Origin of the sequence: Sphingobium limneticum (assembly GCF_008710155.1) — a bacterium.
Classification (GTDB): Bacteria; Pseudomonadota; Alphaproteobacteria; order Sphingomonadales; family Sphingomonadaceae; genus Sphingobium; species Sphingobium limneticum.
This window is the reverse complement of the sequence record NZ_VYPZ01000002.1, coordinates 359,210-378,565: the sequence shown is the minus strand read 5'-3', so window position 1 is coordinate 378,565 and position 19,356 is coordinate 359,210. Positions and strand designations below refer to the sequence as shown.

The 19,356-nt window shown below is 65.4% G+C and carries 19 protein-coding genes; 13 read left to right on the top strand and 6 right to left on the bottom strand.

The genetic code is table 11. The features are described from left to right. Window positions 1-2: 2 nt before the first annotated feature. From F4U94_RS04390 to F4U94_RS04375, 4 genes are all read left to right on the top strand, one after another. Window positions 3-1,133 (top strand): ATP phosphoribosyltransferase regulatory subunit, encoded by a 1,131-nt coding sequence (locus F4U94_RS04390; protein WP_120251696.1) that lies wholly within the window; start codon window positions 3-5, stop codon window positions 1,131-1,133. A 135-nt stretch (window positions 1,134-1,268) separates the two neighbouring features. Further along, on the top strand, window positions 1,269-2,558 hold the full coding sequence (locus F4U94_RS04385) for an adenylosuccinate synthase (protein WP_120251697.1): 1,290 nt from the start codon (window positions 1,269-1,271) through the stop codon (window positions 2,556-2,558). Window positions 2,559-2,691: 133 nt separating this feature from the next. After that, entirely contained in the window at window positions 2,692-2,874 is a 183-nt protein-coding gene (locus tag F4U94_RS04380) for a hypothetical protein (RefSeq protein WP_120251698.1), read from the top strand. 61 nt (window positions 2,875-2,935) lie between these two features. Continuing rightward, window positions 2,936-3,505, top strand: coding sequence for an NADPH-dependent FMN reductase (locus F4U94_RS04375; protein WP_120251699.1), 570 nt, complete (start codon window positions 2,936-2,938; stop codon window positions 3,503-3,505). Here F4U94_RS04375 and F4U94_RS04370 read toward each other — a convergent pair. Beyond that, window positions 3,468-4,094 (bottom strand): Pr6Pr family membrane protein, encoded by a 627-nt coding sequence (locus F4U94_RS04370; RefSeq protein WP_232015786.1) that lies wholly within the window; start codon window positions 4,092-4,094, stop codon window positions 3,468-3,470. The genes F4U94_RS04375 and F4U94_RS04370 overlap by 38 nt on opposite strands. Then, window positions 4,091-5,404 carry a dicarboxylate/amino acid:cation symporter gene (locus tag F4U94_RS04365; RefSeq protein ID WP_120251701.1) on the bottom strand — a complete coding sequence of 438 codons (1,314 nt, stop codon included), beginning with the start codon at window positions 5,402-5,404 and terminating at the stop codon, window positions 4,091-4,093. Before F4U94_RS04365 ends, F4U94_RS04370 begins: the two co-directional genes overlap by 4 nt. Window positions 5,405-5,573: 169 nt before the next feature. On the opposite strand from F4U94_RS04365, the gene F4U94_RS04360 reads away from it, so the two are divergent. Further along, complete coding sequence (locus F4U94_RS04360; protein WP_120251702.1) at window positions 5,574-6,458, top strand: bestrophin family protein; 885 nt, start codon at window positions 5,574-5,576, stop codon at window positions 6,456-6,458. A 66-nt stretch (window positions 6,459-6,524) separates the two neighbouring features. Here the strand turns inward: F4U94_RS04360 and F4U94_RS04355 are convergent, their stop codons facing one another. The 3 genes from F4U94_RS04355 to F4U94_RS04345 all read right to left on the bottom strand — a co-directional run bounded on the left by F4U94_RS04355 (window position 6,525) and on the right by F4U94_RS04345 (window position 10,072). After that, window positions 6,525-7,856, bottom strand: a complete 1,332-nt coding sequence (locus F4U94_RS04355; protein ID WP_120252297.1) for a dicarboxylate/amino acid:cation symporter — start codon at window positions 7,854-7,856, stop codon at window positions 6,525-6,527. A 168-nt stretch (window positions 7,857-8,024) separates the two neighbouring features. Beyond that, entirely contained in the window at window positions 8,025-8,600 is a 576-nt protein-coding gene (gene pdxH / locus F4U94_RS04350; RefSeq protein WP_150411845.1) for a pyridoxamine 5'-phosphate oxidase, read from the bottom strand. 113 nt (window positions 8,601-8,713) lie between these two features. After that, window positions 8,714-10,072 (bottom strand): hypothetical protein, encoded by a 1,359-nt coding sequence (locus F4U94_RS04345; RefSeq protein WP_120251703.1) that lies wholly within the window; start codon window positions 10,070-10,072, stop codon window positions 8,714-8,716. Between the two features lie 181 nt (window positions 10,073-10,253). Between F4U94_RS04345 and F4U94_RS04340 the strand changes: the two genes are divergently transcribed. The 6 genes from F4U94_RS04340 to F4U94_RS04315 all read left to right on the top strand — a co-directional run bounded on the left by F4U94_RS04340 (window position 10,254) and on the right by F4U94_RS04315 (window position 15,677). Further along, window positions 10,254-11,171 (top strand): DnaJ C-terminal domain-containing protein, encoded by a 918-nt coding sequence (locus tag F4U94_RS04340; protein ID WP_120251704.1) that lies wholly within the window; start codon window positions 10,254-10,256, stop codon window positions 11,169-11,171. Between the two features lie 17 nt (window positions 11,172-11,188). After that, the gene (locus F4U94_RS04335) at window positions 11,189-12,154 is read left to right on the top strand and encodes a YihY/virulence factor BrkB family protein (protein WP_172598809.1); all 966 of its coding nucleotides are present in this window, start codon (window positions 11,189-11,191) and stop codon (window positions 12,152-12,154) included. After that, window positions 12,151-12,957, top strand: coding sequence for an enoyl-ACP reductase FabI (gene fabI, locus F4U94_RS04330; RefSeq protein ID WP_120251705.1), 807 nt, complete (start codon window positions 12,151-12,153; stop codon window positions 12,955-12,957). The genes F4U94_RS04335 and fabI overlap by 4 nt, the downstream gene beginning before the upstream one ends. Window positions 12,958-13,028: 71 nt before the next feature. Continuing rightward, complete coding sequence (locus F4U94_RS04325) at window positions 13,029-13,454, top strand: endonuclease domain-containing protein (protein ID WP_282957465.1); 426 nt, start codon at window positions 13,029-13,031, stop codon at window positions 13,452-13,454. Continuing rightward, the gene (aroC, locus tag F4U94_RS04320) at window positions 13,451-14,545 is read left to right on the top strand and encodes a chorismate synthase (RefSeq protein WP_120251706.1); all 1,095 of its coding nucleotides are present in this window, start codon (window positions 13,451-13,453) and stop codon (window positions 14,543-14,545) included. Before F4U94_RS04325 ends, aroC begins: the two co-directional genes overlap by 4 nt. Window positions 14,546-14,891: 346 nt before the next feature. Beyond that, complete coding sequence (locus F4U94_RS04315; RefSeq protein ID WP_120252299.1) at window positions 14,892-15,677, top strand: PhzF family phenazine biosynthesis protein; 786 nt, start codon at window positions 14,892-14,894, stop codon at window positions 15,675-15,677. A 66-nt stretch (window positions 15,678-15,743) separates the two neighbouring features. On the opposite strand, the gene F4U94_RS04310 is transcribed toward F4U94_RS04315, so the two are convergent. Further along, window positions 15,744-16,868: a serine hydrolase domain-containing protein gene (locus tag F4U94_RS04310; RefSeq protein ID WP_120251707.1), complete on the bottom strand. Its 1,125-nt coding sequence runs from the start codon at window positions 16,866-16,868 to the stop codon at window positions 15,744-15,746. 36 nt (window positions 16,869-16,904) lie between these two features. Here F4U94_RS04310 and F4U94_RS04305 point away from each other — a divergent pair, with 36 nt between their 5' ends. After that, entirely contained in the window at window positions 16,905-17,225 is a 321-nt protein-coding gene (locus F4U94_RS04305; protein ID WP_120251708.1) for a hypothetical protein, read from the top strand. Between the two features lie 351 nt (window positions 17,226-17,576). Then, on the top strand, window positions 17,577-19,352 hold the full coding sequence (recQ, locus tag F4U94_RS04300; protein ID WP_120251709.1) for a DNA helicase RecQ: 1,776 nt from the start codon (window positions 17,577-17,579) through the stop codon (window positions 19,350-19,352). Window positions 19,353-19,356: the final 4 nt, after the last annotated feature.

The window sequence follows — 19,356 nt, the reverse complement described above, 5'->3', positions numbered from 1 at the left end:
CCATGACCATGATCCCGCCAAGCCTCCTGCCGGAGGGCCTCTCCGATCGCTTGCCGCCGCAGGCCGAAGCCTCCGCGCGTCTGGCGCGCCGCGTGCTCGATACGGTTGCGACCCATGGCTATGAACGGGTGATGCCGCCGCTCGCGGAGTTTGAGGATACGCTGACGCAGCGTTTGAAGTCGATGCGCGCGCAGGATCTGGTCCGCACCGTCGATCCTGTGTCGCAGCGCAGCCTGGCCTTCCGCCCGGACATGACGGCGCAGGTCGGCCGTATCGCCGCCACCCGTCTGGCGACCGCGCCTCGCCCGCTGCGCCTGTCCTATGCCGGCCCGGTGATTCGCCAGAAAGCCAGCCAGTTGCGCCCCGAACGCGAGAAATTGCAGCTCGGCGCCGAACTCATCGGCAGCGACAGTGCCGCAGCTGCCGTCGAGATCGTCAATATCGCGATCGAGGCGTTGCAGGCCGCCGGCGTCACCGGCATCACCATCGACTTCACCCTGCCCGACCTGATCGACGCGCTGGCCGCCGGGCCGTTGCCGCTCGCCCCCAATGAGATCGAAGCGGTGCGCGCCGAACTGGATGCCAAGGATGCCGGCGCGCTGGTGGCGATCAGCCCCGCCGCTGCCGCTTATCTGCCACTTATCGAAGCGACCGGCCCGTTCCACGCCGCAATGGAGCGGTTGGAGGCGTTGAGCGCGCAACTGGGCGGCGCGATCGACAGCCGCATCGCGGGCCTGCGCGCCATCGCCAAGCCGATCGGCTGGGACATCACCCTGACGCTCGATCCGACCGAACGGCATGGCTTTGAATTTCAGAACTGGTTCGGCTTCTCCATCTTTGCCGAGGGCTTCATCGGCGAAATCGGTCGCGGCGGCAGCTATGCCATCGCCCGTGCCGATGGGGCGGACGAGCCGGCCATGGGCTTTTCCCTCTATCCCGATCCGTTGATCGACGCCGGGTTCGGCGGCGAAGCGCCCAAGCGCCTGTTCCTGCCGCTCGGCCATGACGCGGCGCGTGCGGCAGAGTTGCGAGCCGAAGGCTGGCACACGGTCGCGGCCCTGTCGGAAGGCGAAGATGGCGCCGCCCAGCGTTGCTCGCACTGGCTGGATGGCGCAAAGCCCAGCGCCTATTGACTTGACTTCATCGGGGCAGCGCGGCTAACCCGCGCCCCGCATCAAGGGCGCACCATGCGCCCGATTATCCCACCGGCATGCCGAGTCCCGTCGAAGGGCATGGCCGGTCCGCGCGGCGGGCGGAGGACTGTATCTGTGGCAAATGTGACCGTGATCGGCGCTCAATGGGGCGACGAAGGCAAGGGCAAGATCGTCGACTGGCTGTCGGAACGCGCCGATGTCGTCGCCCGCTTTCAGGGCGGCCATAATGCCGGCCACACGCTGGTCGTGGGCGAAAAAGTCTATAAGCTTTCGTTGCTGCCGTCGGGCATCGTGCGCGGTACCCTGTCGGTCATCGGCAATGGCGTGGTGCTGGACCCGTGGCACTTCCGCGATGAAGTCGCCAAGCTGGCCGGGCAGGGCGTGGAAATCACGCCGGAAAACCTCCAGATCGCCGAAACCTGCCCGCTGATCCTGCCGTTCCACCGCGACCTTGACGGCCTGCGCGAAGACGCGAGCGGAGCCGGCAAGATCGGCACCACCCGTCGCGGCATCGGCCCGGCCTATGAGGATAAGGTCGGCCGCCGCGCGATCCGCGTGTGCGACCTGGCGCATCTGGACGATCTCGACCTTCAGATCGATCGCCTGACCGCCCATCACGACGCGCTTCGTGCCGGTTTCGGCGAAGCGCCGATCGACCGCGTTCAGCTGATGGCGGACCTGACCGAAATCGCGGCCTTCATCCTGCCCTTCGTCAAGCCCGTCTGGCTGACGCTGAACAAGGCGAAGGCAGCCGGCCAGCGCATCCTGTTCGAAGGGGCGCAGGGCACGCTGCTCGATATCGACCATGGCACCTATCCGTTCGTCACCTCGTCGAACACGGTGGCGGGTACGGCGGCGAGCGGCACCGGCCTTGGCCCCAACGCCGCCGGTTTCGTGCTGGGCATCGTGAAGGCCTATACCACGCGCGTCGGCTCCGGCCCGTTCCCGACCGAACTGGACGACGCCACCGGCCAGCGGCTGGGCGAGCGCGGTCATGAATTCGGCACCGTCACCGGCCGCAAGCGCCGTTGCGGCTGGTTCGACGCGGTGCTGGTGCGCCAGTCGGTCGCCGTGTCGGGCGTGACCGGCATTGCGCTCACCAAGCTGGACGTGCTGGACGGGTTCGAGACTCTCAAAATCTGCGTCGGCTATCGCATCGGCGACCAGACGTTCGATTACCTGCCCGCCCATGCGCAGGACCAGGCGAAGGCCGAGCCGATCTACGAGGATATCGAAGGCTGGCAGGATACGACGGCGGGCGCCCGCAGCTGGGCCGAATTGCCCGCGCAGGCGATCAAATATATCCGCCGTATCGAAGAGCTGATCGGTTGCCCGGTCACGCTCGTGTCCACGTCGCCGGAACGCGACGACACCATCCTCGTCCGCGACCCCTTCGCGGATTGATTTTTTGGGTTTCAGCTGAGCTGAAACCGATCGGTACCGGCCCGCTCCCCCACCCGGCCACCCAACGGCAGTATCATATGGGTGGCCGGGTGGGGGAGCGGGCCGGTGCGGTTCTCTCGACAAAGGAAATCCGATGGCAGGCGATCGTTTCGAGCGGCACAAGCAGCCCTGGACTCAGGATGAGATCCAGAAGCTGCATACGCTTGCCAAGAAGGGCATGGCGCTCAAGGCGATCGCCAAGGCGCTGACCCGCAGCGAAGAATCGACCAAGGCCCGCGCCAAGGAAGACGGGCTGAACATCGCCAAGCTGCGGTAAGAGTGGACGTTGCCGGGCGCCGGTGCGACAAGCCGTTCCATCACAACAGGAAAGGCTTCGCATGGCGCTCGACATCCTCGTTCTCTACGGTTCCTATCGGCGCGGCCGGCTCGGCATTCGGCTGGCCGACTATCTGATCCGGGGTTTCGAAGGACTGGGCCACAAGGCGGAACTGATCGACGCAAAGGCGATCGACCTGCCCATGCTCGATCTGCGCTACAGCGACTATCCGGCTGGGCAAGCGCCCGCCGCCATGGCGCAACTGGCCGATCGCCTGTCCACTGCCGATGCCTTCGTTTTCGTGGCTGGCGAATATAATCGGGGGATGCAGCCGGGCCTTAAAAATCTGGTCGATCATTATCTCAAGGAATTTGATCGCCGCCCTGCTGCCATCGCCAGTTACTCGGCGGGCCGCTTTGCCGGCGTCAACAGCCATGCCGACTGGACGGTAACGCTGTCGGCCATGGGGATGGCGATCGTGCCGGAGCGGCTGAGCGTCGGCCAGATCGGCCAGACGCTGAACGAGCAGGCGCAACCGCAGGGCGAAGGTGGCGCGGCGCTGGAGCGCGGTTTTGCCGGTTTTGCGAAAAACCTTATCTGGTGGGGCGAAGCCGCGAAGGCCGCGCGCTGAACCGCCTGTCGATCCAGACCAGCACATAACCCGCCAGCACGAAGCCGATCGCGATCAGCAGCGCGTTGATCGCGACCTGCCCCCATCCCAGCTTCGCGACATTGATGAAGGGATAGGCATAAGCTCGCTCCATCATGCCGCGGATCAGGGCATAGGGCAGATAGGCCGCCGGAAATATCGCCCAGATCCACGGATCGCGGCGGTTCAGCCGCCCCTTGCGGGCAAAGGCGATCCACCAGAGCGGCGCCAGCAGCGGCGTCACCTTGTGCAGCAGCGTGTCGGCCAGCAACGCCCCACCGCTGAGCGACAGGAGGCCGCGCAGCAGCAGGCCGTAGATGATGCCGACCAGCAGGATCGCCAGCACCGTGCCGCCCACGCGCCGAGGCGACACATGCCGCCCCAATGCGAACGGCCCGAATGTGATGACGACCAATATATTGGCCCAGATGGTGAAGAAGCGCAGTATCGTCCACAGCGTTTCGCCGACCGATCCCGTTTGCGTCAGCGTGGCGTCGAACTGGACGCAAAGGCCCGTCGATGCGGTCAGCGCGACGATGGCTGCCCCGATCCGCGCCATAGCTCCCTTCATGCCCGCGCTTCCTCCCGCCCGTCATCCTCGCCTGCGGAGATCACCGTAGCAGCGACCAGATCGCCCGTCACGTTGAGCGCGGTGCGGCACATGTCGAGGAAACGATCGACGCCCAGCACCAGCCCGATGCCTTCGGGCGGCACGCCGACCATGCCCAATATCATCGCCACCACCGGCAGCGATCCGGCCGGCACGCCCGCCGTCCCCACGCCACCCAATATGCACACCGCCATCACCATCAACTGCTGGCCGAGCGACAAATCCACGCCGAAAAACTGCGCCAGGAAGATGACGGTAATGCCTTCGAACATCGCCGTGCCATTCTGGTTGGCGGTCGCGCCGATGGTCAGGACGAAGCGGGCTATGCGGCGGGGCAGGTGCAGCTTGTCCTCTGCCACGCGGATGGCGGTGGGCAGGGTGGCGTTTGAGGAGGCGGTGGCAAAGGCCATGACGCTGGCCTCCTGCACCGCCGCGAAGAAGCGCAGCGGCGATCGGCGCGCGACAAAGGCGATCAGCAGCGAATAGACGCCGAACATCTGGAGCGCCAAGGCCAGCAACACCACGCCGACATAGGCGGACAGGCGGATGAGCAGATCCCATCCGAACTGCGCGGCAAGGTTGAACATGAAACAGGCGATGGCGATCGGCGCCAGCCGGATGACGAGGCCCATCAGCCGCATCGTCACTTCGAACAGGCCCTCCATCGCGTTCAGCAACAGTTTGGACTGGTCCGTCTGCACCATCACCAGCCCGATGCCGAAGAAGAGGGCGAAGACCATCACCGCCAATATGTCGTTGCCGGCCATGGCGGCGATGATGTTGTCGGGGATGATGGCCAGCACCGCCTCCACCCCGGTCGGCGTGTCGCCGCCCCGATTGAGGATCGCCTTCGCCCCTTGCCCGGCATCGGCCAGCAATGCCTGCGCCTGTGCAGGATCGACCCCGGCGCCCGGCCGCAACAGGTTGACCAGAACCAGGCTCAGCACCACCGCGATGCCCGACACGACCAGCGTGTAGACCAGGGTGCGCAAGCCCACCCTGCGCAGCGAGCGCAATTCGCCCATTTCGGCAATGCCCACGATCAGCGCCGACACCAGCAGCGGTATGACCAGCATGAACAGCAGCCGCAGGAAAACCTGCCCGATCGGCCCGGTGACATAGGTGGTGACAGTATCGACCCAGCGCGCGTCGGGCGCCGCCATATAGACGATCAGGCCCGCGATCAGCCCGGTCAGGAAGCCGCCCAGCATCTGCCACTGGAGCGACAGGGCCGCTTTCTTCTCGCCGGCGTCGGCTGCGTCGCTGGTCATGCCTGCCTCCTGTCGACCCGCCTCCCGCTGGCCCATATCCTGTGGATTGTTGTGTAACGACCTGCATCTGTGCAGGTTGCAGTCGCAGCAATGTTTCGTTTCGCTATGGCATCAAGGGAGCATTTCCGGGCCATTAGGCGTTGCGCCGGTTCATGATCAGGAGTTTTGCATGATAGTCGATGCCGTCCCCAGCATGCGCCGGATCGCATCCGAAATATGGAAGCCGTTGACGGCGCTGTTCATATGGGACTGCGCCGTGACGATCGCTTATTATGTCCTGCCCTTCAAGGCGCCCTCGCTGCCGCTGACCATCTTCGGTTCGGCGCTGGCGCTGTTCCTGGGCTTCCGGTCGAACAGCAGTTATCAGCGCTGGTGGGAAGGACGCATCCTGTGGGGGGCGATGATCAACGCCTCGCGCAGCCTGTCGCGCGCCACGCGCAACTTCCTGCCCGATCCGGAGGCCAAGGATCTCAAGCGCGAGATCGTCAAGCGCCAGATCGCCTATGTGAACGCGCTGCGCTGCCAGTTGCGGCGTCAGCCGATCGGCGAGGATGTGACCGGCCTGCTGCGCGAAGAGGATAAGGGCAAGGCTCTGGCCCGCGCCAATCCGGCCAACGGCCTGCTCGACAGCACCGGCCGCCGGATCGACATGGCGCGGCGCGAAGGCTGGATCGACACCATCCAGCAGAGCCAGATGGAAGCCGTACTGGTCGATATCGCCAATGCGCAGGGCGGCATGGAGCGGTTGAAGAACACGCCCTTGCCCTATCAATATCGCTTCATCCCCACCGCCTTCACCCATCTCTTCTGCATCCTGCTGCCGATCGGGCTGGTCGAATCGCTGGGCTTCGCGACCCCGCTCGGTTCGACGGTGGCGGGCTTCATGTTCATGTCGGTGCTGCGGATCGGCGACGATCTGACCGATCCTTTTGCCGACAGCGTCCATGACGTGCCGCTGACCGCCATGTGTCGCACGATCGAGATCGACCTGCTGCAATCCATCGGCGACCCGGCGCCAGACCCGATCACACCGGTGCGCGGCATTCTCTGGTAGAATGGAAAAGGCCTCCGTTCGCTGGGAACGGAGGCCTTTTTCACATCATCGAAGGCAGGGCCTGCCTCAACCCTTGCGGTCGCCGTCCACCATGTCGGGCGCCAGTTCCAGGCCCGCGCGGCCATGGGCGGCGCCATGCGCCGGCGCCTTGGGATGCGCGACGTCGATCGGTTCCTCGACCTCCAGCATGCCTTCCCATTTGGTGATGACCGACGTGGCGATGGCGTTGCCCAGCACGTTGGTCGCGGTGCGGCCCATGTCCATGAAATGATCGACCGCCAGGATGAAGGCGATACCCTCGACCGGCAGGTCGAACTGGCCCAGCGTCGCGGCGACGACGACCAGCGACGCGCGCGGCACGGCGGCGATGCCCTTGCTGGTCACCATCAGCACCAGCAAAATGGTGATCTGCGTCGCGATCGGCAGGTCGATGCCATAGGCCTGCGCGATGAAGATCGTCGCGAAGGTCGAATACATCATCGACCCATCGAGGTTGAACGAATAGCCCAGCGGCAGCACGAAGCTGTAGATGCGGCGCGGGATGCCGAACCGGTCGAGCTGCTCGAGCATCTTGGGATAGGCCGCTTCGGACGAGGCGGTGGAAAAAGCGATCAGGATCGGTTCGCGCACATAGCGGATCAGCTTGAACATCCGCTTGCCCAGGAAAATCGCGCCCGCGCAGAACAGCAGCACCCACAGGCACATCAGCGCGATGTAGAATTCGCCCACCAACGCGCCATAGGTCTTCAGCACGCCCAGGCCCTGCACCGTCACGGACGAGGCGAGCGCACCGAACACCGCGAAAGGCGCGACGCGCATCACATAGCCCGTCACCTGCAACATCAGTTCGACCATCGCCTCGATCAGGGTGATGATCGGCTTGGCCTTGTCGCCGATGGCGGTGAGCGCGACGCCCACGAACAGGGAGAAGACGACGATTTGCAGGATCTGGTTGTCCGCCATCGCCCCGATCATGGAGGTCGGGAAGACGTGCAGGATGAAGTCGCGGAAATTGAGCGCTTCGGTATTCACGCCCGCATCCGCGCCGGACCGGACCAGGTTGAGGCCGTCGCCCGGCGCGAAGAAATTGACGAAGATCAGGCCCAGGGTCAGCGAGATCAGGCTGGCGATGATGAACCAGGCGAGCGCGCGCCCGCCGATCCGCCCCAGCGCCGCGCTATCGCCCATATGGGCGATGCCCGCGACCAGCGTGGAAAAGACCAGCGGTGCGATGATCATCTTGATGAGGTGGAGAAAGATGTCGGCCAGCAGGTGGAAATAACCCGCCACATCCTTCGCCAGCGTCGCATCGCCGCCGATCATCTGATTGGCCACAAAGCCCGTTATCACCCCCAGGACCATGCCGATGAGGATGAAGGCCGTCAGTCTGTTTCGCATCAAATTCCTCTGGAGGCCCGAGAACGCGCCCCGTTTCATTATCCGTCTGTCAGGCCGACACCTAACAGGCGCATGGGGTGCCCGCAATCGGGGCCGCATCCACGCACATAGGACAAGACGAAGCAGGCGCGCCTTTCCACCCCCGCTTCCATGGCCCGCGTCAGGATATCAGGGGTAGAGCAGCCCCTGCGACCAGTCGCTTCCGGTCCGTTCGAACAGGCGACGCTCATGCAGCCGATGTTCGCGATCCTGCCAGAACTCGATCCGCTCGGGCGTCAGGCGAAAGCCCGACCAGTGCGGCGGACGCGGCACCGGGGCGCCGTCGAATCGGGCGCTGACCGCGTCGAACCGGTCCATGAAGGTGGCGCGGTCGGGCAGGGGGCGGGACTGGTCGGATGCCCAGGCGCCCAGCTGGCTGTCGCGGCTGCGCGTTGCGAAATAGGCGTCGGCGGTGGCATCGTCGACCGGGCCGACCGATCCTTCGATCCGGATCTGGCGGCGCAGCGACTTCCAGTGGAACAGCAGCGCGGCATGCGGATTGTCCAGCAGCTCGCCGGCCTTGCGCCCCTCGAAATTGGTGTAGAAGACGAAACCGTCCGGGCCATGCCCCTTGAGCAGCACCATGCGGACGGACGGCCGCCCGCGCGCATCGGCGGTGGCCAGCGCCATGGCATTGCTGTCGTTGAGTTCGGTGTCGCGCGCCTGCGCGTACCAGTCGTCGAAAAGGGCGAAGGGATCGGTCATGCCCGACCTGTAGGGCTGTGGCGTCTTCCTGTCGATAAGCGCCTGTTCTTAACGGCCTGCCGATGAAGGCTATATCCGGGACGGCTGCACCCGCCCCGGCTATGCTGTTTAGATCAGAAGCGGAAGCCCAGACCCGCCGACCAGCTGCTATAATCCTTAGCCTTGGTCAGGCCCAGGTTCAGGCGGATGAGGTCGCGGGCATTGCGCGCCGATTCCTCACGCCCACGCAGGCCCAGCGACAGGCCGAATTCGTGGAACTTGTTGAAATACAGGTCGTCGCCCGCATAGTTGGTGAAGGTATAGCTGGCGCGCATCGACGTATTGCGGCCCAGGCCCCGGAATTTGAGCGGCAGATCATAGGCCAGCCCGTTGCGGAACGCCCAGTTCTTCAGGCCCGGATTGATGTTGTAGCCGGCAAAGCCGGTACCCAGCGTCTGGGTATAGCCCACCATATTGCCGATGACGATGCGGCCACGACCGACATTGCCGACCACGAAGCGGCTGGCGACCGTGGTGGACAGCATATGGCCCAGCGATCCGATCTGGTCGGACGCGGTGATGCCATAGCCCACGCGCGGTTCCAGCGACCAACGCTGCGCGATCACGGGCACTTCCACCCCGACGCCGAACTGGGCGGTGACGGCGCGCGCGCCGTTCACTTCGGAATAGCTGACCGGCGAATCGATTTTCAGCAGTGCGCGGCCACCTTCGCCCAGGCGGAAGCTGCGGGCGACGCGCGCGTCGATCCGCTTGATGTCGTACCGGCCGCCATTGGACGAACCCCAGCCATAATTGGCGCCGACGATCCACGGGTCGCCTGCGGTATTGCTGCCGCCGCTTGCCGCATCCTGTTCGATCGCCGAATCGCCCGACGACAGATCCATGCTGGCGCGGACCAGCGATCCCTGTACCGACCCCGGATTGCCCGCCAGCGGATCGATCGGCGACGTACGCGCCAGCGCGCGCAGCATGGCGCGGACCAGCCGTTCGGCGTCCGGCCCGTCGATATCGTCCAGATAGCTGTCGAACTGCGCATAGGCTTCGTCGCGGGTCCGGCCGGTAAAGACGCTGGTATAGCGCTCGCCCGCCTCATCCAGCGCGGGGATGCGGATGGTGAAGCTGGTGCTGTTGGCGGCGTAGGCGCCCTGGATCAGAAGGCCACGGAAATCCATGACGCCGGACACCGCTGCCCGGTCATTGTACAGCGACACGCCGTTGCGGACATAGCGTTCGCGCAGCCGGACCGGGTCCATGAATTCATAGCTGCGCGATGCGATGTTCAGCCCATAGGTATCATAGAGCGGCACGCCGCCTGCGGTGGTCAGCTGGACGCTGATCCGGAACAGGCTGGACAGATGATCGATGTCCGCCTGGGTCGGTGGCGTGACCGTGGTCTGCGCCCCGGCCGCACCGGCAATGACCATCCCCATGGCCGCCGTCGCACCCAGCAAAATTCCCCTGTAAAAACGCATAAGTCGGATTCCCCCCAAAGATGTCCGGAGCCGCAGCCCCCGGCCGGCCTTTAGGAAAAGGCGGAATTCGGCGCATACCCTGTTCGGGTTATGCGGCGCCCCGAATGATCGGCAGCTTGAATGTCGGGGCCGCATCGTCCACATAGTCGCCAAGTGATGCTTTTGTGCAACAGGTAAGAAAATGGCCGATCCCTATTCCCTATTGGGTGTGACCCGCAGCGCGACCGAGGCGGAAATCAAGTCCGCCTATCGCAAGCTCGCCAAGGAGCTGCATCCGGACAAGAACAAGGACAACCCAAAGGCGGCGGACAAATTCTCCGCCGTGACCAACGCCTATGACCTGCTGTCCGACAAGGACAAGCGCGCCCGGTTCGACCGCGGCGAAATCGACGGCGAAGGCAATCCCGCCGCGCCCTTCGGCTTTGGCGGCGGCGGCGGTGGGCGGGGTCCGTCCGGCGGCGGCTTCGAATCCGGCGGCGCGGATTTCGGCGATATCTTCGAAGGCCTGTTCGGCGGCGCCGGTCGCCGCGCGGGTGGCGGCTTTGGCGGTGGCGGTTTCGGCCGGCAGGCGCCGCCGCAAAAGGGCGCCAATGTCGCCTATCGCCTGGCCGTCCAGTTCGTCGATGCCGCGACCCTGGCGCCGCAACGCATCACCTTGCAGGACGGCAAGACGATCGACCTCAAACTGTCCGCCGGCGTCGAGACGGGCACGCAGATGCGCCTGTCCGGCAAGGGGCAGGCCGGCCCCGGCGGCGCGGGCGACGCGATCGTCACGGTCGAGGTGAAATCGCATCCCTTCTTCCGGCGGGACGGCGACAATGTGCTGCTCGACCTGCCCATCACCTTGGATGAGGCGGTGAAGGGCGGCAAGGTCAAGGTGCCGACCGTCGATGGCCCGGTGATGCTGGGCGTGACGGCGGGCGCGACCTCCGGCAAGACGCTGCGCCTGCGCGGGCGGGGCTTTACCGGCAAGGATGGCCAGCGCGGCGACCAGTTGGTCACGCTCCAGATCGACGTGCCGGCGGATGATCCAGCGATCCAGGCGCTGGTCGAAAGCTGGCAGGACCAGCGGGCCGTGCGCGCCCATCTGGGCGTCTGATGCGTTAGGCGGCGCAGATGCCGATGCCTTCGCCCCTGTCGCCCGAGCAACGCCGTGAAATGGCGCAGGAGGCGCGCGCCCGTTTCCATCGGCAGATGGATCGGGTGCGGCCGGGCACGCAGCCGTTCGAAGTCGTCAAGCGCGTCGCGGTCGGCACCTATAGCGACGGCTTCATCCATGCGGGAAACCTCGCCTATCTGTCGCTGATGACGCTGTTTCCCTTCTTCATCGTCGCAGCAGCGGTGGCCAGCATCTTCGGCCGCACCGACGATGGCGTGCAGGCGGTCAACGCCTTTCTCTATACCGTGCCGCGCGGCGTGGCCGATGTGGTGCGCCAGCCGATCAACGATGTGCTGACCGCACGTAGCGGCCCCTTGCTCTGGCTGGGCGGCGTCGTGGGTCTGTGGACCGTGGGCAGCCTGATCGAAACGATCCGCGACATATTGCGCCGCGCCTACGGCACCAAAAGCACCAAGCCCTTCTGGCGCTATCGCCTGGGTGCGATCGGCATCACCTTGGTCAGCGTTTTCCTGGTCATGTTTGCCTTCTCGCTTCAGGTCGCGATCACCGGCGTCGACCAGTTCCTGCATCAGATCCTCCCCTGGGCGGACGATGCGATCGCGCTGGTCGCCTCGGCAAAGCTGGTGCCGATGGGGATATTGTGCCTCGCCCTCTGGTCGCTGTTCGTGGCCCTGACCCCCACCGCCTACAAGTCGCGCCGCTTCCCCAAATGGCCCGGCGCAGTCGCGACGTCGCTCTGGTGGTATGGTACGACCTTGCTGTTGCCGCCCACTTTGTCGCTGCTGGGCGGCTATGGCCGGACCTATGGCAGCTTGGCCGGTGTCATGATCACCCTCATTTTTTTCTTTCTCGTCGGGCTTGGCGTGGTAATTGGCGCGGAATTGAACGCGGCGCTGGCGGAATTCCCCGAAGAGGATGAGCAGCCGATCGCGCAGGACGAAGGGAACGGAATAAGATTATGACAGGCTTGATGGCAGGAAAGCGTGGGCTCATCATGGGGCTGGCGAATGACAAGTCGCTGGCTTGGGGTATCGCCCAGCAACTGCACGCACAGGGCGCGGAACTCGCCTTTTCCTATCAGGGCGATGCCCTCGCCAAGCGCGTCCGCCCGCTCGCGGAGCAGGTCGGGTCGGATTTCCTGATCGATTGCGACGTGTCCGACATGGACAAGCTGGACGCCGCCTTTGCCGAGATCGAAGCGCGCTGGGGCAAGCTGGACTTCGTGGTCCACGCCATCGGTTTCTCCGACAAGAATGAACTGCGCGGCCTCTATGCCGACACCAGCCTCGACAATTTCCTGCTGACCATGAACATTTCGGTCTACAGCCTCGTCGCCGTCACGGCGCGCGCGCGCAAGCTGATGAAGGATGGCGGCAGCCTGCTGACGCTAAGCTATTATGGCGCGGAAAAGGTCATCCCCCATTATAACGTCATGGGCGTGGCCAAGGCGGCGCTGGAAACCTCAGTCAAATATCTGGCGATGGACTTGGGGCCTGAAAATATCCGCGTCAACGCCATCTCGGCCGGCCCGATCAAGACGCTGGCCGCCAGCGGCATCGGCGACTTCCGCTATATTCTGAAATGGAACGAGCTGAACTCGCCGCTGCGCCGCAACGTGACGATCGAGGATGTCGGCGGCGCGGGCCTGTATTTGTTGTCGGATCTGGCGTCCGGCGTGACCGGCGAAATCCACCATGTCGACGCGGGCTACAACGTCATCGGCATGAAGGCCGAAGACGCACCGGATATCGCACTGGATAAGTGAGCTATAACCCCTCTCCCCTTTTGGGGGAGAGGGAGGGGCCCGCCGCGAAGCGGTGGGAGGGTGAGGGGGCTATGCGACGACCCGATCCTGATAAACCAGACTCGCTGAACCGAGTCCGCGCCATGCGACGCGATCCGACCGAGCCGGAAAAACGGCTCTGGTCGAAACTGCGCGACCGTCAGTTGGGCGGCATCAAATTTCGCCGTCAGGTATGGCTGGCTGGCTACATCGCGGATTTTTACGCCGCTGAGGTCAAGTTGGTGATCGAAGTTGACGGCGACGACCATGCCGTTAGGGAAGCCAGCGACCGACATCGCACCGGAATTCTGGAAAGAGAGGGATTCCGTATTCTGCGTTTCGGCAATGCGGATGTGATGGACACTCTGGAAGGAGTGTTGGAGGCAATTTTGATGACGGTGCGCGAAATCCCCTCACCCTCCCACTCGGCTGCGCCGAGCGGGCCCCTCCCTCTCCCCCATGGGGAGAGGGGCGCATGAGTTTCAACAGTTTCGGTCGCGTTTTCCGCTTCACCACCTGGGGCGAGAGCCATGGTCCTGCCATCGGCGCGGTGGTGGATGGCTGTCCTCCGGGGCTGGACTTGAGCGAGGCGGATATTCAGCCCTGGCTCGACCTGCGCAAGCCCGGCACCTCCAAATTCACCACCCAGCGGCGCGAGGCGGACGAGGTGCGCATCCTGTCGGGCGTTTTCGACGGGCGCACCACGGGTACGCCGATCAGCCTGATGATCGAGAATACCGACCAGCGCTCGAAGGATTATTCGGACGTTGCCAAGGCCTATCGCCCCGGCCATGCCGACTATGCCTATGACGCCAAATATGGCTTTCGCGACTATCGTGGTGGCGGGCGCTCCTCGGCGCGCGAAACCGCCAGCCGGGTTGCGGCCGGCGCGGTCGCCCGTGCGGTCATCCCCGAAGTCGATATCTTCGCCTATGTCAGCGAAATCGGTGGCGACGCCATCGACTACGCCAATTTCGACGCTTCGCAGATCGGCCAGAACCCTTTCTTCTGCCCCGATCCCGCTGCCGCTGCGCGTTGGGAAGTGTTGGTCGACGGCGCGCGCAAGGATGGATCGTCCATCGGCGCGGTCGTGGAATGCGTCGCCAGCGGAGTCCCGGCCGGCTGGGGCGCGCCGCTCTATGCCAAGCTGGATAGCGAACTCGCCGCCGCGATGATGAGCATCAATGCGGTCAAGGGCGTGGAGATCGGCGACGGTTTCGCCGCCGCCCGTCTGCGCGGCGAGCAGAATGCGGACCCGATGCGGCCCAATCCCGAACAGCCCAATGATGGCCCGGTCTTCCTCGCCAACCACGCTGGGGGCATCGCCGGCGGCATCGCCACCGGTCAGCCGATCAAGGTCCGTATCGCCTTCAAGCCGACCAGCTCCATCCTGATCCCGGTCGAAACCGTCACCCGCGAAGGCGAAGCGTCGGAGATCATCACCAAGGGGCGCCACGACCCTTGCGTCGGCATCCGCGGCGTGCCCGTGGTCGAAGCGATGATGGCGCTGGTGCTGGCCGACCAGAAGCTGCTCCACCGTGCCCAATGCGGCGAGCCGGCCGGGGACTGACACGCCGAACCGCGCCAATCGCGCGCCCAATCTCTTCCGGCGGCGAGACGACTCGCCCCTGTTACGCTATGATGACGCTCATCGCCCGCGGGAGGGCGAGCGGCAGAGCGTAAGCCTGGGGAGCGTCACCACGCGTCGCAGCGTTTTTCTTGCAGAAACGCTGTGATTTAAAAGCGCGGATTGACGGTCAAAACGTCCCCTCAAAGCCGCGACACGGGCCAGCCATGGCGACATGGCTGGCCCATTTCATATCTGGCGAAGGGGCAGGCCATTGCCACGCCTGCGGCCCTGTCTCCCTGACGACAGGCGGGGCATCACGGGGCATCACAGCCGACAGGATATGCCCATGACCAGCCTGCCCTTTACCCAGGTCGATGCTTTTGCCGACGCGCCCTTCACCGGCAATCCCGCTGCGGTCATTCCGCTGGATGCCTGGCTGGACGACGCCACGCTGCAATCCATCGCCGAAGAAAACAACCTGTCCGAAACCGCCTTCACCGTGCCGACGCCGGAAGACCCGGAGGCCGATTACGCACTGCGCTGGTTCACGCCCACGGTGGAGGTGAAGCTATGCGGCCATGCCACGCTGGCCAGCGGCCATGTCCTGATCAATGGCGATTCGATCCGCTTCCGTACCCGCCAGTCCGGCATCCTGACCGTAACCCGCGACGGGGATGGCTATGCCCTCTCGCTGCCTGCCTGGCCCATGGCGGCCAAAGCGCTGCCGGATCTTGCCGCCGGCCTTGGTGGTCAGCCGATCGAATCCCACTGGCGCGATGGCGGCTACAGCCTCTTCCTCTTCCCCGACGCCGCAGCGGTCCGCGCCCTGACGCCCGACTTCGCCGCGCTGAAACCGCTGGGCGACGTCATGCTGATCGCCACCGCGCCGGGCGACGACAGCGACATCCTCAGCCGCGTCTTCGTGCCGGGTGGGGGCGTGGATGAAGATCCCGTCACCGGCTCCGCCCACAGCCTGCTCGTCCCCTTCTGGGCGCAGCGCCTCGGCCGCACGCAGATCAGCGCCTATCAGGCCTCGGCCCGGGGCGGCCGCCTTGGCTGCACGCTGGCGGGCGACCGCGTCATCCTCACCGGCCAATGCCGCACGGTGATCGAGGGGCGCTTCTTCCTCTAACCCGGAGTATCGTGCAGGATACCATTGTTCCCCGGCGCAGGCCGGGGTCCAGTCCCGCCCGTTGACCTAACCCGGAAACAGCCCGATCAACTTCGCCAGCGCGCCCCGCACGGCGGCGCGCTGTTCCTTGTGCGGCGACATGCCGATCCGCACGACCGTCAGCCGCTGCGAGGGCGAAACTAATATATATTGCCCGTTATGCCCGACGCAGCCGAACAGGCTGGCGGGCGCCTGCCCCGGCATCAGCGCACTGTCGCTGCTATCGCGGTTCAGCCACAGATGCGCGCCATAGGCCGGATTGCGCGGGGAGGGCGCCCGCATGAAATCGACCCATTTTTCCGGCAAGATCTGATGCCCGTTGGGCGATCGCCCGTCATTGCGCAGCAATTCGCCAAAGCGCCCATAATCGCGCGCGGTCATGTGCAGCATGCTGCCGCCGATCATCGTGCCGGCCGTATCATATTCCGGCGTGAGACTGGGCAGATTGCCCGGCGCCTTCAGCCGCCCGTCGATGAACATCTGCATCGCCCGCCGCCGCACGTCCGGATCGCTGCTGTTGGTCAGCATCCGGGTCATCAGATCGGACAATATGATGCTGCTGCCGGTGGAATAGGAGAAAACGGCGCCGGGCGGATGCGCCAAAGGCTTGGATTCGGCATAGGCGCGCATGTCCTGCGCGCCCGTCGTAAACAGCATCCGCACCGTGTCGCCGTTGGTGATCGGCTCACCATCCTCGACATGGTCCAGCCCCGAGCGCATCTGAAGCAATTGCCGCAGCGTGATCTTGCCGCGCGGATCGCCCGGCTGGCTCCAGGCCGCGACCGGCACCGGCATGTCGAGCGCCAGCCGCCCGTCCGACACCATCAGGCCGACCAGCACCGCCGTCACGCTCTTGGCGATCGACCAGGACAGCAGCTTCGTGTCCGGCCCGAAACCGGGCGCATAACGCTCGGCAATCACCTTCCCGTCGCGCATCACCAGCAGGGCGCGGGTCTGCCCCATGGCATCCGCATCGAACAAGGGATCGATCGCCCCGCGCAGGGCGTTTTCGCCCACCACGGCATCGCTGGACACGCGGTAGACGGGATCGGCGATAGGCGCGGCGCGGCTGGCCAGCGTGCCCGCCACGACGACACCGGCCACCCCCAGCGCCAGCCCAAGGCGCTTTACGATTCGACTGTCGATCTGCATAAGCCGCGCCCTTACAGAAGGGATTCGAAAAGGGCCATGCTGGTTCGACGCAAATGGTGGATATTGGGCGGGCTGCTCGTTCTGGCGCTGCTGGGCGCGCTCGCTTGGCACTGGACGGCGCTGAGCGCCCGCGCCCGGCTCGGCGCCGCTTATGGTGCGCGCCTCGGCTGCTCCTGCCGCTATGTCGAAGGGCGCGCCATGGGCAGCTGCAACGCCGACAAGGAGCCGGGCATGGGTCTGGTAAGCCTCACCGACCTCCCGGATGAGCGCGCGGTACAGGCCAGCGTCCCCTTGCTGGCAAGCCGGACCGCGCGGTTCAAACCCGGCTGGGGCTGCCTGCTCGACTCTGTGGGGTGATGGATTGAGACGGCCGTGATCCTCCCCCGTCAGGGGAGTAACGATGATGGTTCGCTTGCGATCAGAAGCGGACCATCCTTCTCCCCTGGAGGGAGAAGGATACGAAGCCTTACCGCGTAGCGGTTAGGCGAAGTTGGATGAGGGGGGACTGGCGCAAGATTGGCGTATGCCCGTGATGTTGTCCCCCTTACCCAGCTCCGACTAGGCAGCAAGCTGCCAAGTCTACGCAGCCCTCTCCCCCACGGGGAAGAGGGGTAAGAAACGTCCACTTCCCACCCATCCCCACCCTTCGATCACCCTATAGTCCTCAACCCCCTAGCCCCGTCGCCCTGCACCCGCTAAGGCCGCCCGATGGCGCGCGACATCCCCACGCTTCTCCACGATATTTTCGGTTTCACCGCCTTTCGGGGCGTGCAGGAACAGGTGGTGGGCCGCGTCATGGCGGGGCGGCCGACGCTGGCGATCATGCCGACCGGCGCGGGCAAGTCGCTCTGCTATCAGCTGCCTTCCGCCGCGCTCGACGGCTGCTGCATCGTCGTGTCGCCGCTGATCGCGCTGATGCACGACCAGTTGCGCGCCGCCAATGCGGTGGGCCTGCGCGCCGCCAGCCTGACCAGCGTGGACGCCGACTGGCGCGAGACGCAGGATCGCCTGCGCAATGGCGATCTCGACCTGCTCTATGTCGCGCCCGAACGCGCCAGTCAGGAAAATTTCCGCAACCTGCTGCGCGCGACGAAGATCGCCCTCTTCGCCATCGACGAAGCCCATTGCGTGTCCGAATGGGGCCATGATTTTCGCCCCGACTATCGCCTGCTGCGCCCGCTGCTGGACGAATTTCCCGATGTCCCGCGCCTGGCGCTCACCGCCACCGCGGACGCGCACACGCGCGAGGATATCCTCGTCCAACTGGGCATCCCGCGCGACGGCCTCATCATCTCCGGCTTCGACCGGCCCAATATCCGCTATGCCGTCCATCCGCGCGACGGCCTGACCCGCCAACTGGCCGACCTCGTCGCCGCCAATCCCGGCCCGGGCGTCGTCTATGCCCAGACCCGCGCCGCGACCGAGAAGCTGGCTGAAACGCTGGGGCGGGGCGGGCGGGCCGTGCGCGCCTATCATGCCGGCATGGAGCCAGCGGTGCGCGCCGCCAATCAGGCCGCCTTCATCGCCAGCGAAGATATGGTGATGGTCGCCACCGTCGCCTTCGGCATGGGCATCGACAAGCCCGACGTGCGCTTCGTCGCCCATGCCGGCCTGCCCAAATCGATCGAGGGCTATTATCAGGAATCGGGCCGCGCCGGCCGCGATGGCGAACCGGCGGTCGCGCATCTCTTCTGGGGGGCGGAGGATTTCGCCCGCGCCCGCATGCGCATCGCCGAGCTGGAGCCGGCCCGCCAGCCGGGCGAACGCACCCGCATCGCGGCGCTGGGCGCCCTCGTCGAAACCGCCACCTGCCGTCGGGCGATCCTGCTGCGCCATTTCGGCGAGCATCCGCCTGCCACCTGCGGCAATTGCGACAATTGCCTGACGCCCCCGGCCAGCGTCGACGCGACCGAGACGGCACGCAAATATCTGTCCGCCGTCTATCGCACCGGGCAGAGTTTCGGCGCCGGCCATATCGAGGCGGTTCTGACCGGCACGCCCAACGACAAGATTCGCGAGCGCGGCCACGACCGTATCTCCGTCCACGGCATCGTCGCGGGGGAGGAGGTCGCCCTGCTGCGCCCGGTGTCGCGCGCGCTGCTGGTGCGCGATGCGCTGGAAACGACGGAACATGGCGGGCTGATGCTCGGCCCCAATGCCCGGCCGATCCTGCGCGGGGAGGAGGAGGTGCGCATCCTCATGCCGCCCAAGCGCGAGCGGCGCAGCAAGCGCAGCGCCCGCAATGGCGCCGATGCCAACCCGGTCGGTGATCCGCTGTTCGACGCCCTGCGCGCCTGCCGCCGCGAACTGGCGCAGGAGGCCGGCGTGCCGCCCTATGTAATCTTCCACGATTCGACGTTGCGTGAAATGGCGGAACAGCGTCCCTCCTCCATCCGCGAAATGAGCCATATCAGCGGCATCGGCCAGAAGAAACTGGACGCCTGGGGCGACGCCTTCCTCGCCGCGATCCGGCCCTTCCTTTGACCAA

What these genes read in the sequence shown, in the direction of transcription:
- F4U94_RS04390 (WP_120251696.1), top strand. Translation starts at nt 3, where the DNA reads ATGACCATGATCCCGCCAAGCCTCCTGCCGGAGGGCCTCTCCGATCGC.
- F4U94_RS04380 (WP_120251698.1), top strand. Translation starts at nt 2,692, where the DNA reads ATGGCAGGCGATCGTTTCGAGCGGCACAAGCAGCCCTGGACTCAGGAT.
- F4U94_RS04375 (WP_120251699.1), top strand. Translation starts at nt 2,936, where the DNA reads ATGGCGCTCGACATCCTCGTTCTCTACGGTTCCTATCGGCGCGGCCGG.
- F4U94_RS04370 (WP_232015786.1), bottom strand. Translation starts at nt 4,094, where the DNA reads ATGAAGGGAGCTATGGCGCGGATCGGGGCAGCCATCGTCGCGCTGACC.
- F4U94_RS04365 (WP_120251701.1), bottom strand. Translation starts at nt 5,404, where the DNA reads ATGACCAGCGACGCAGCCGACGCCGGCGAGAAGAAAGCGGCCCTGTCG.
- F4U94_RS04360 (WP_120251702.1), top strand. Translation starts at nt 5,574, where the DNA reads ATGATAGTCGATGCCGTCCCCAGCATGCGCCGGATCGCATCCGAAATA.
- F4U94_RS04355 (WP_120252297.1), bottom strand. Translation starts at nt 7,856, where the DNA reads ATGCGAAACAGACTGACGGCCTTCATCCTCATCGGCATGGTCCTGGGG.
- pdxH (WP_150411845.1), bottom strand. Translation starts at nt 8,600, where the DNA reads ATGACCGATCCCTTCGCCCTTTTCGACGACTGGTACGCGCAGGCGCGC.
- F4U94_RS04345 (WP_120251703.1), bottom strand. Translation starts at nt 10,072, where the DNA reads ATGCGTTTTTACAGGGGAATTTTGCTGGGTGCGACGGCGGCCATGGGG.
- F4U94_RS04340 (WP_120251704.1), top strand. Translation starts at nt 10,254, where the DNA reads ATGGCCGATCCCTATTCCCTATTGGGTGTGACCCGCAGCGCGACCGAG.
- F4U94_RS04335 (WP_172598809.1), top strand. Translation starts at nt 11,189, where the DNA reads ATGCCGATGCCTTCGCCCCTGTCGCCCGAGCAACGCCGTGAAATGGCG.
- fabI (WP_120251705.1), top strand. Translation starts at nt 12,151, where the DNA reads ATGACAGGCTTGATGGCAGGAAAGCGTGGGCTCATCATGGGGCTGGCG.
- F4U94_RS04325 (WP_282957465.1), top strand. Translation starts at nt 13,029, where the DNA reads ATGCGACGACCCGATCCTGATAAACCAGACTCGCTGAACCGAGTCCGC.
- aroC (WP_120251706.1), top strand. Translation starts at nt 13,451, where the DNA reads ATGAGTTTCAACAGTTTCGGTCGCGTTTTCCGCTTCACCACCTGGGGC.
- F4U94_RS04315 (WP_120252299.1), top strand. Translation starts at nt 14,892, where the DNA reads ATGACCAGCCTGCCCTTTACCCAGGTCGATGCTTTTGCCGACGCGCCC.
- F4U94_RS04310 (WP_120251707.1), bottom strand. Translation starts at nt 16,868, where the DNA reads ATGCAGATCGACAGTCGAATCGTAAAGCGCCTTGGGCTGGCGCTGGGG.
- F4U94_RS04305 (WP_120251708.1), top strand. Translation starts at nt 16,905, where the DNA reads ATGCTGGTTCGACGCAAATGGTGGATATTGGGCGGGCTGCTCGTTCTG.
- recQ (WP_120251709.1), top strand. Translation starts at nt 17,577, where the DNA reads ATGGCGCGCGACATCCCCACGCTTCTCCACGATATTTTCGGTTTCACC.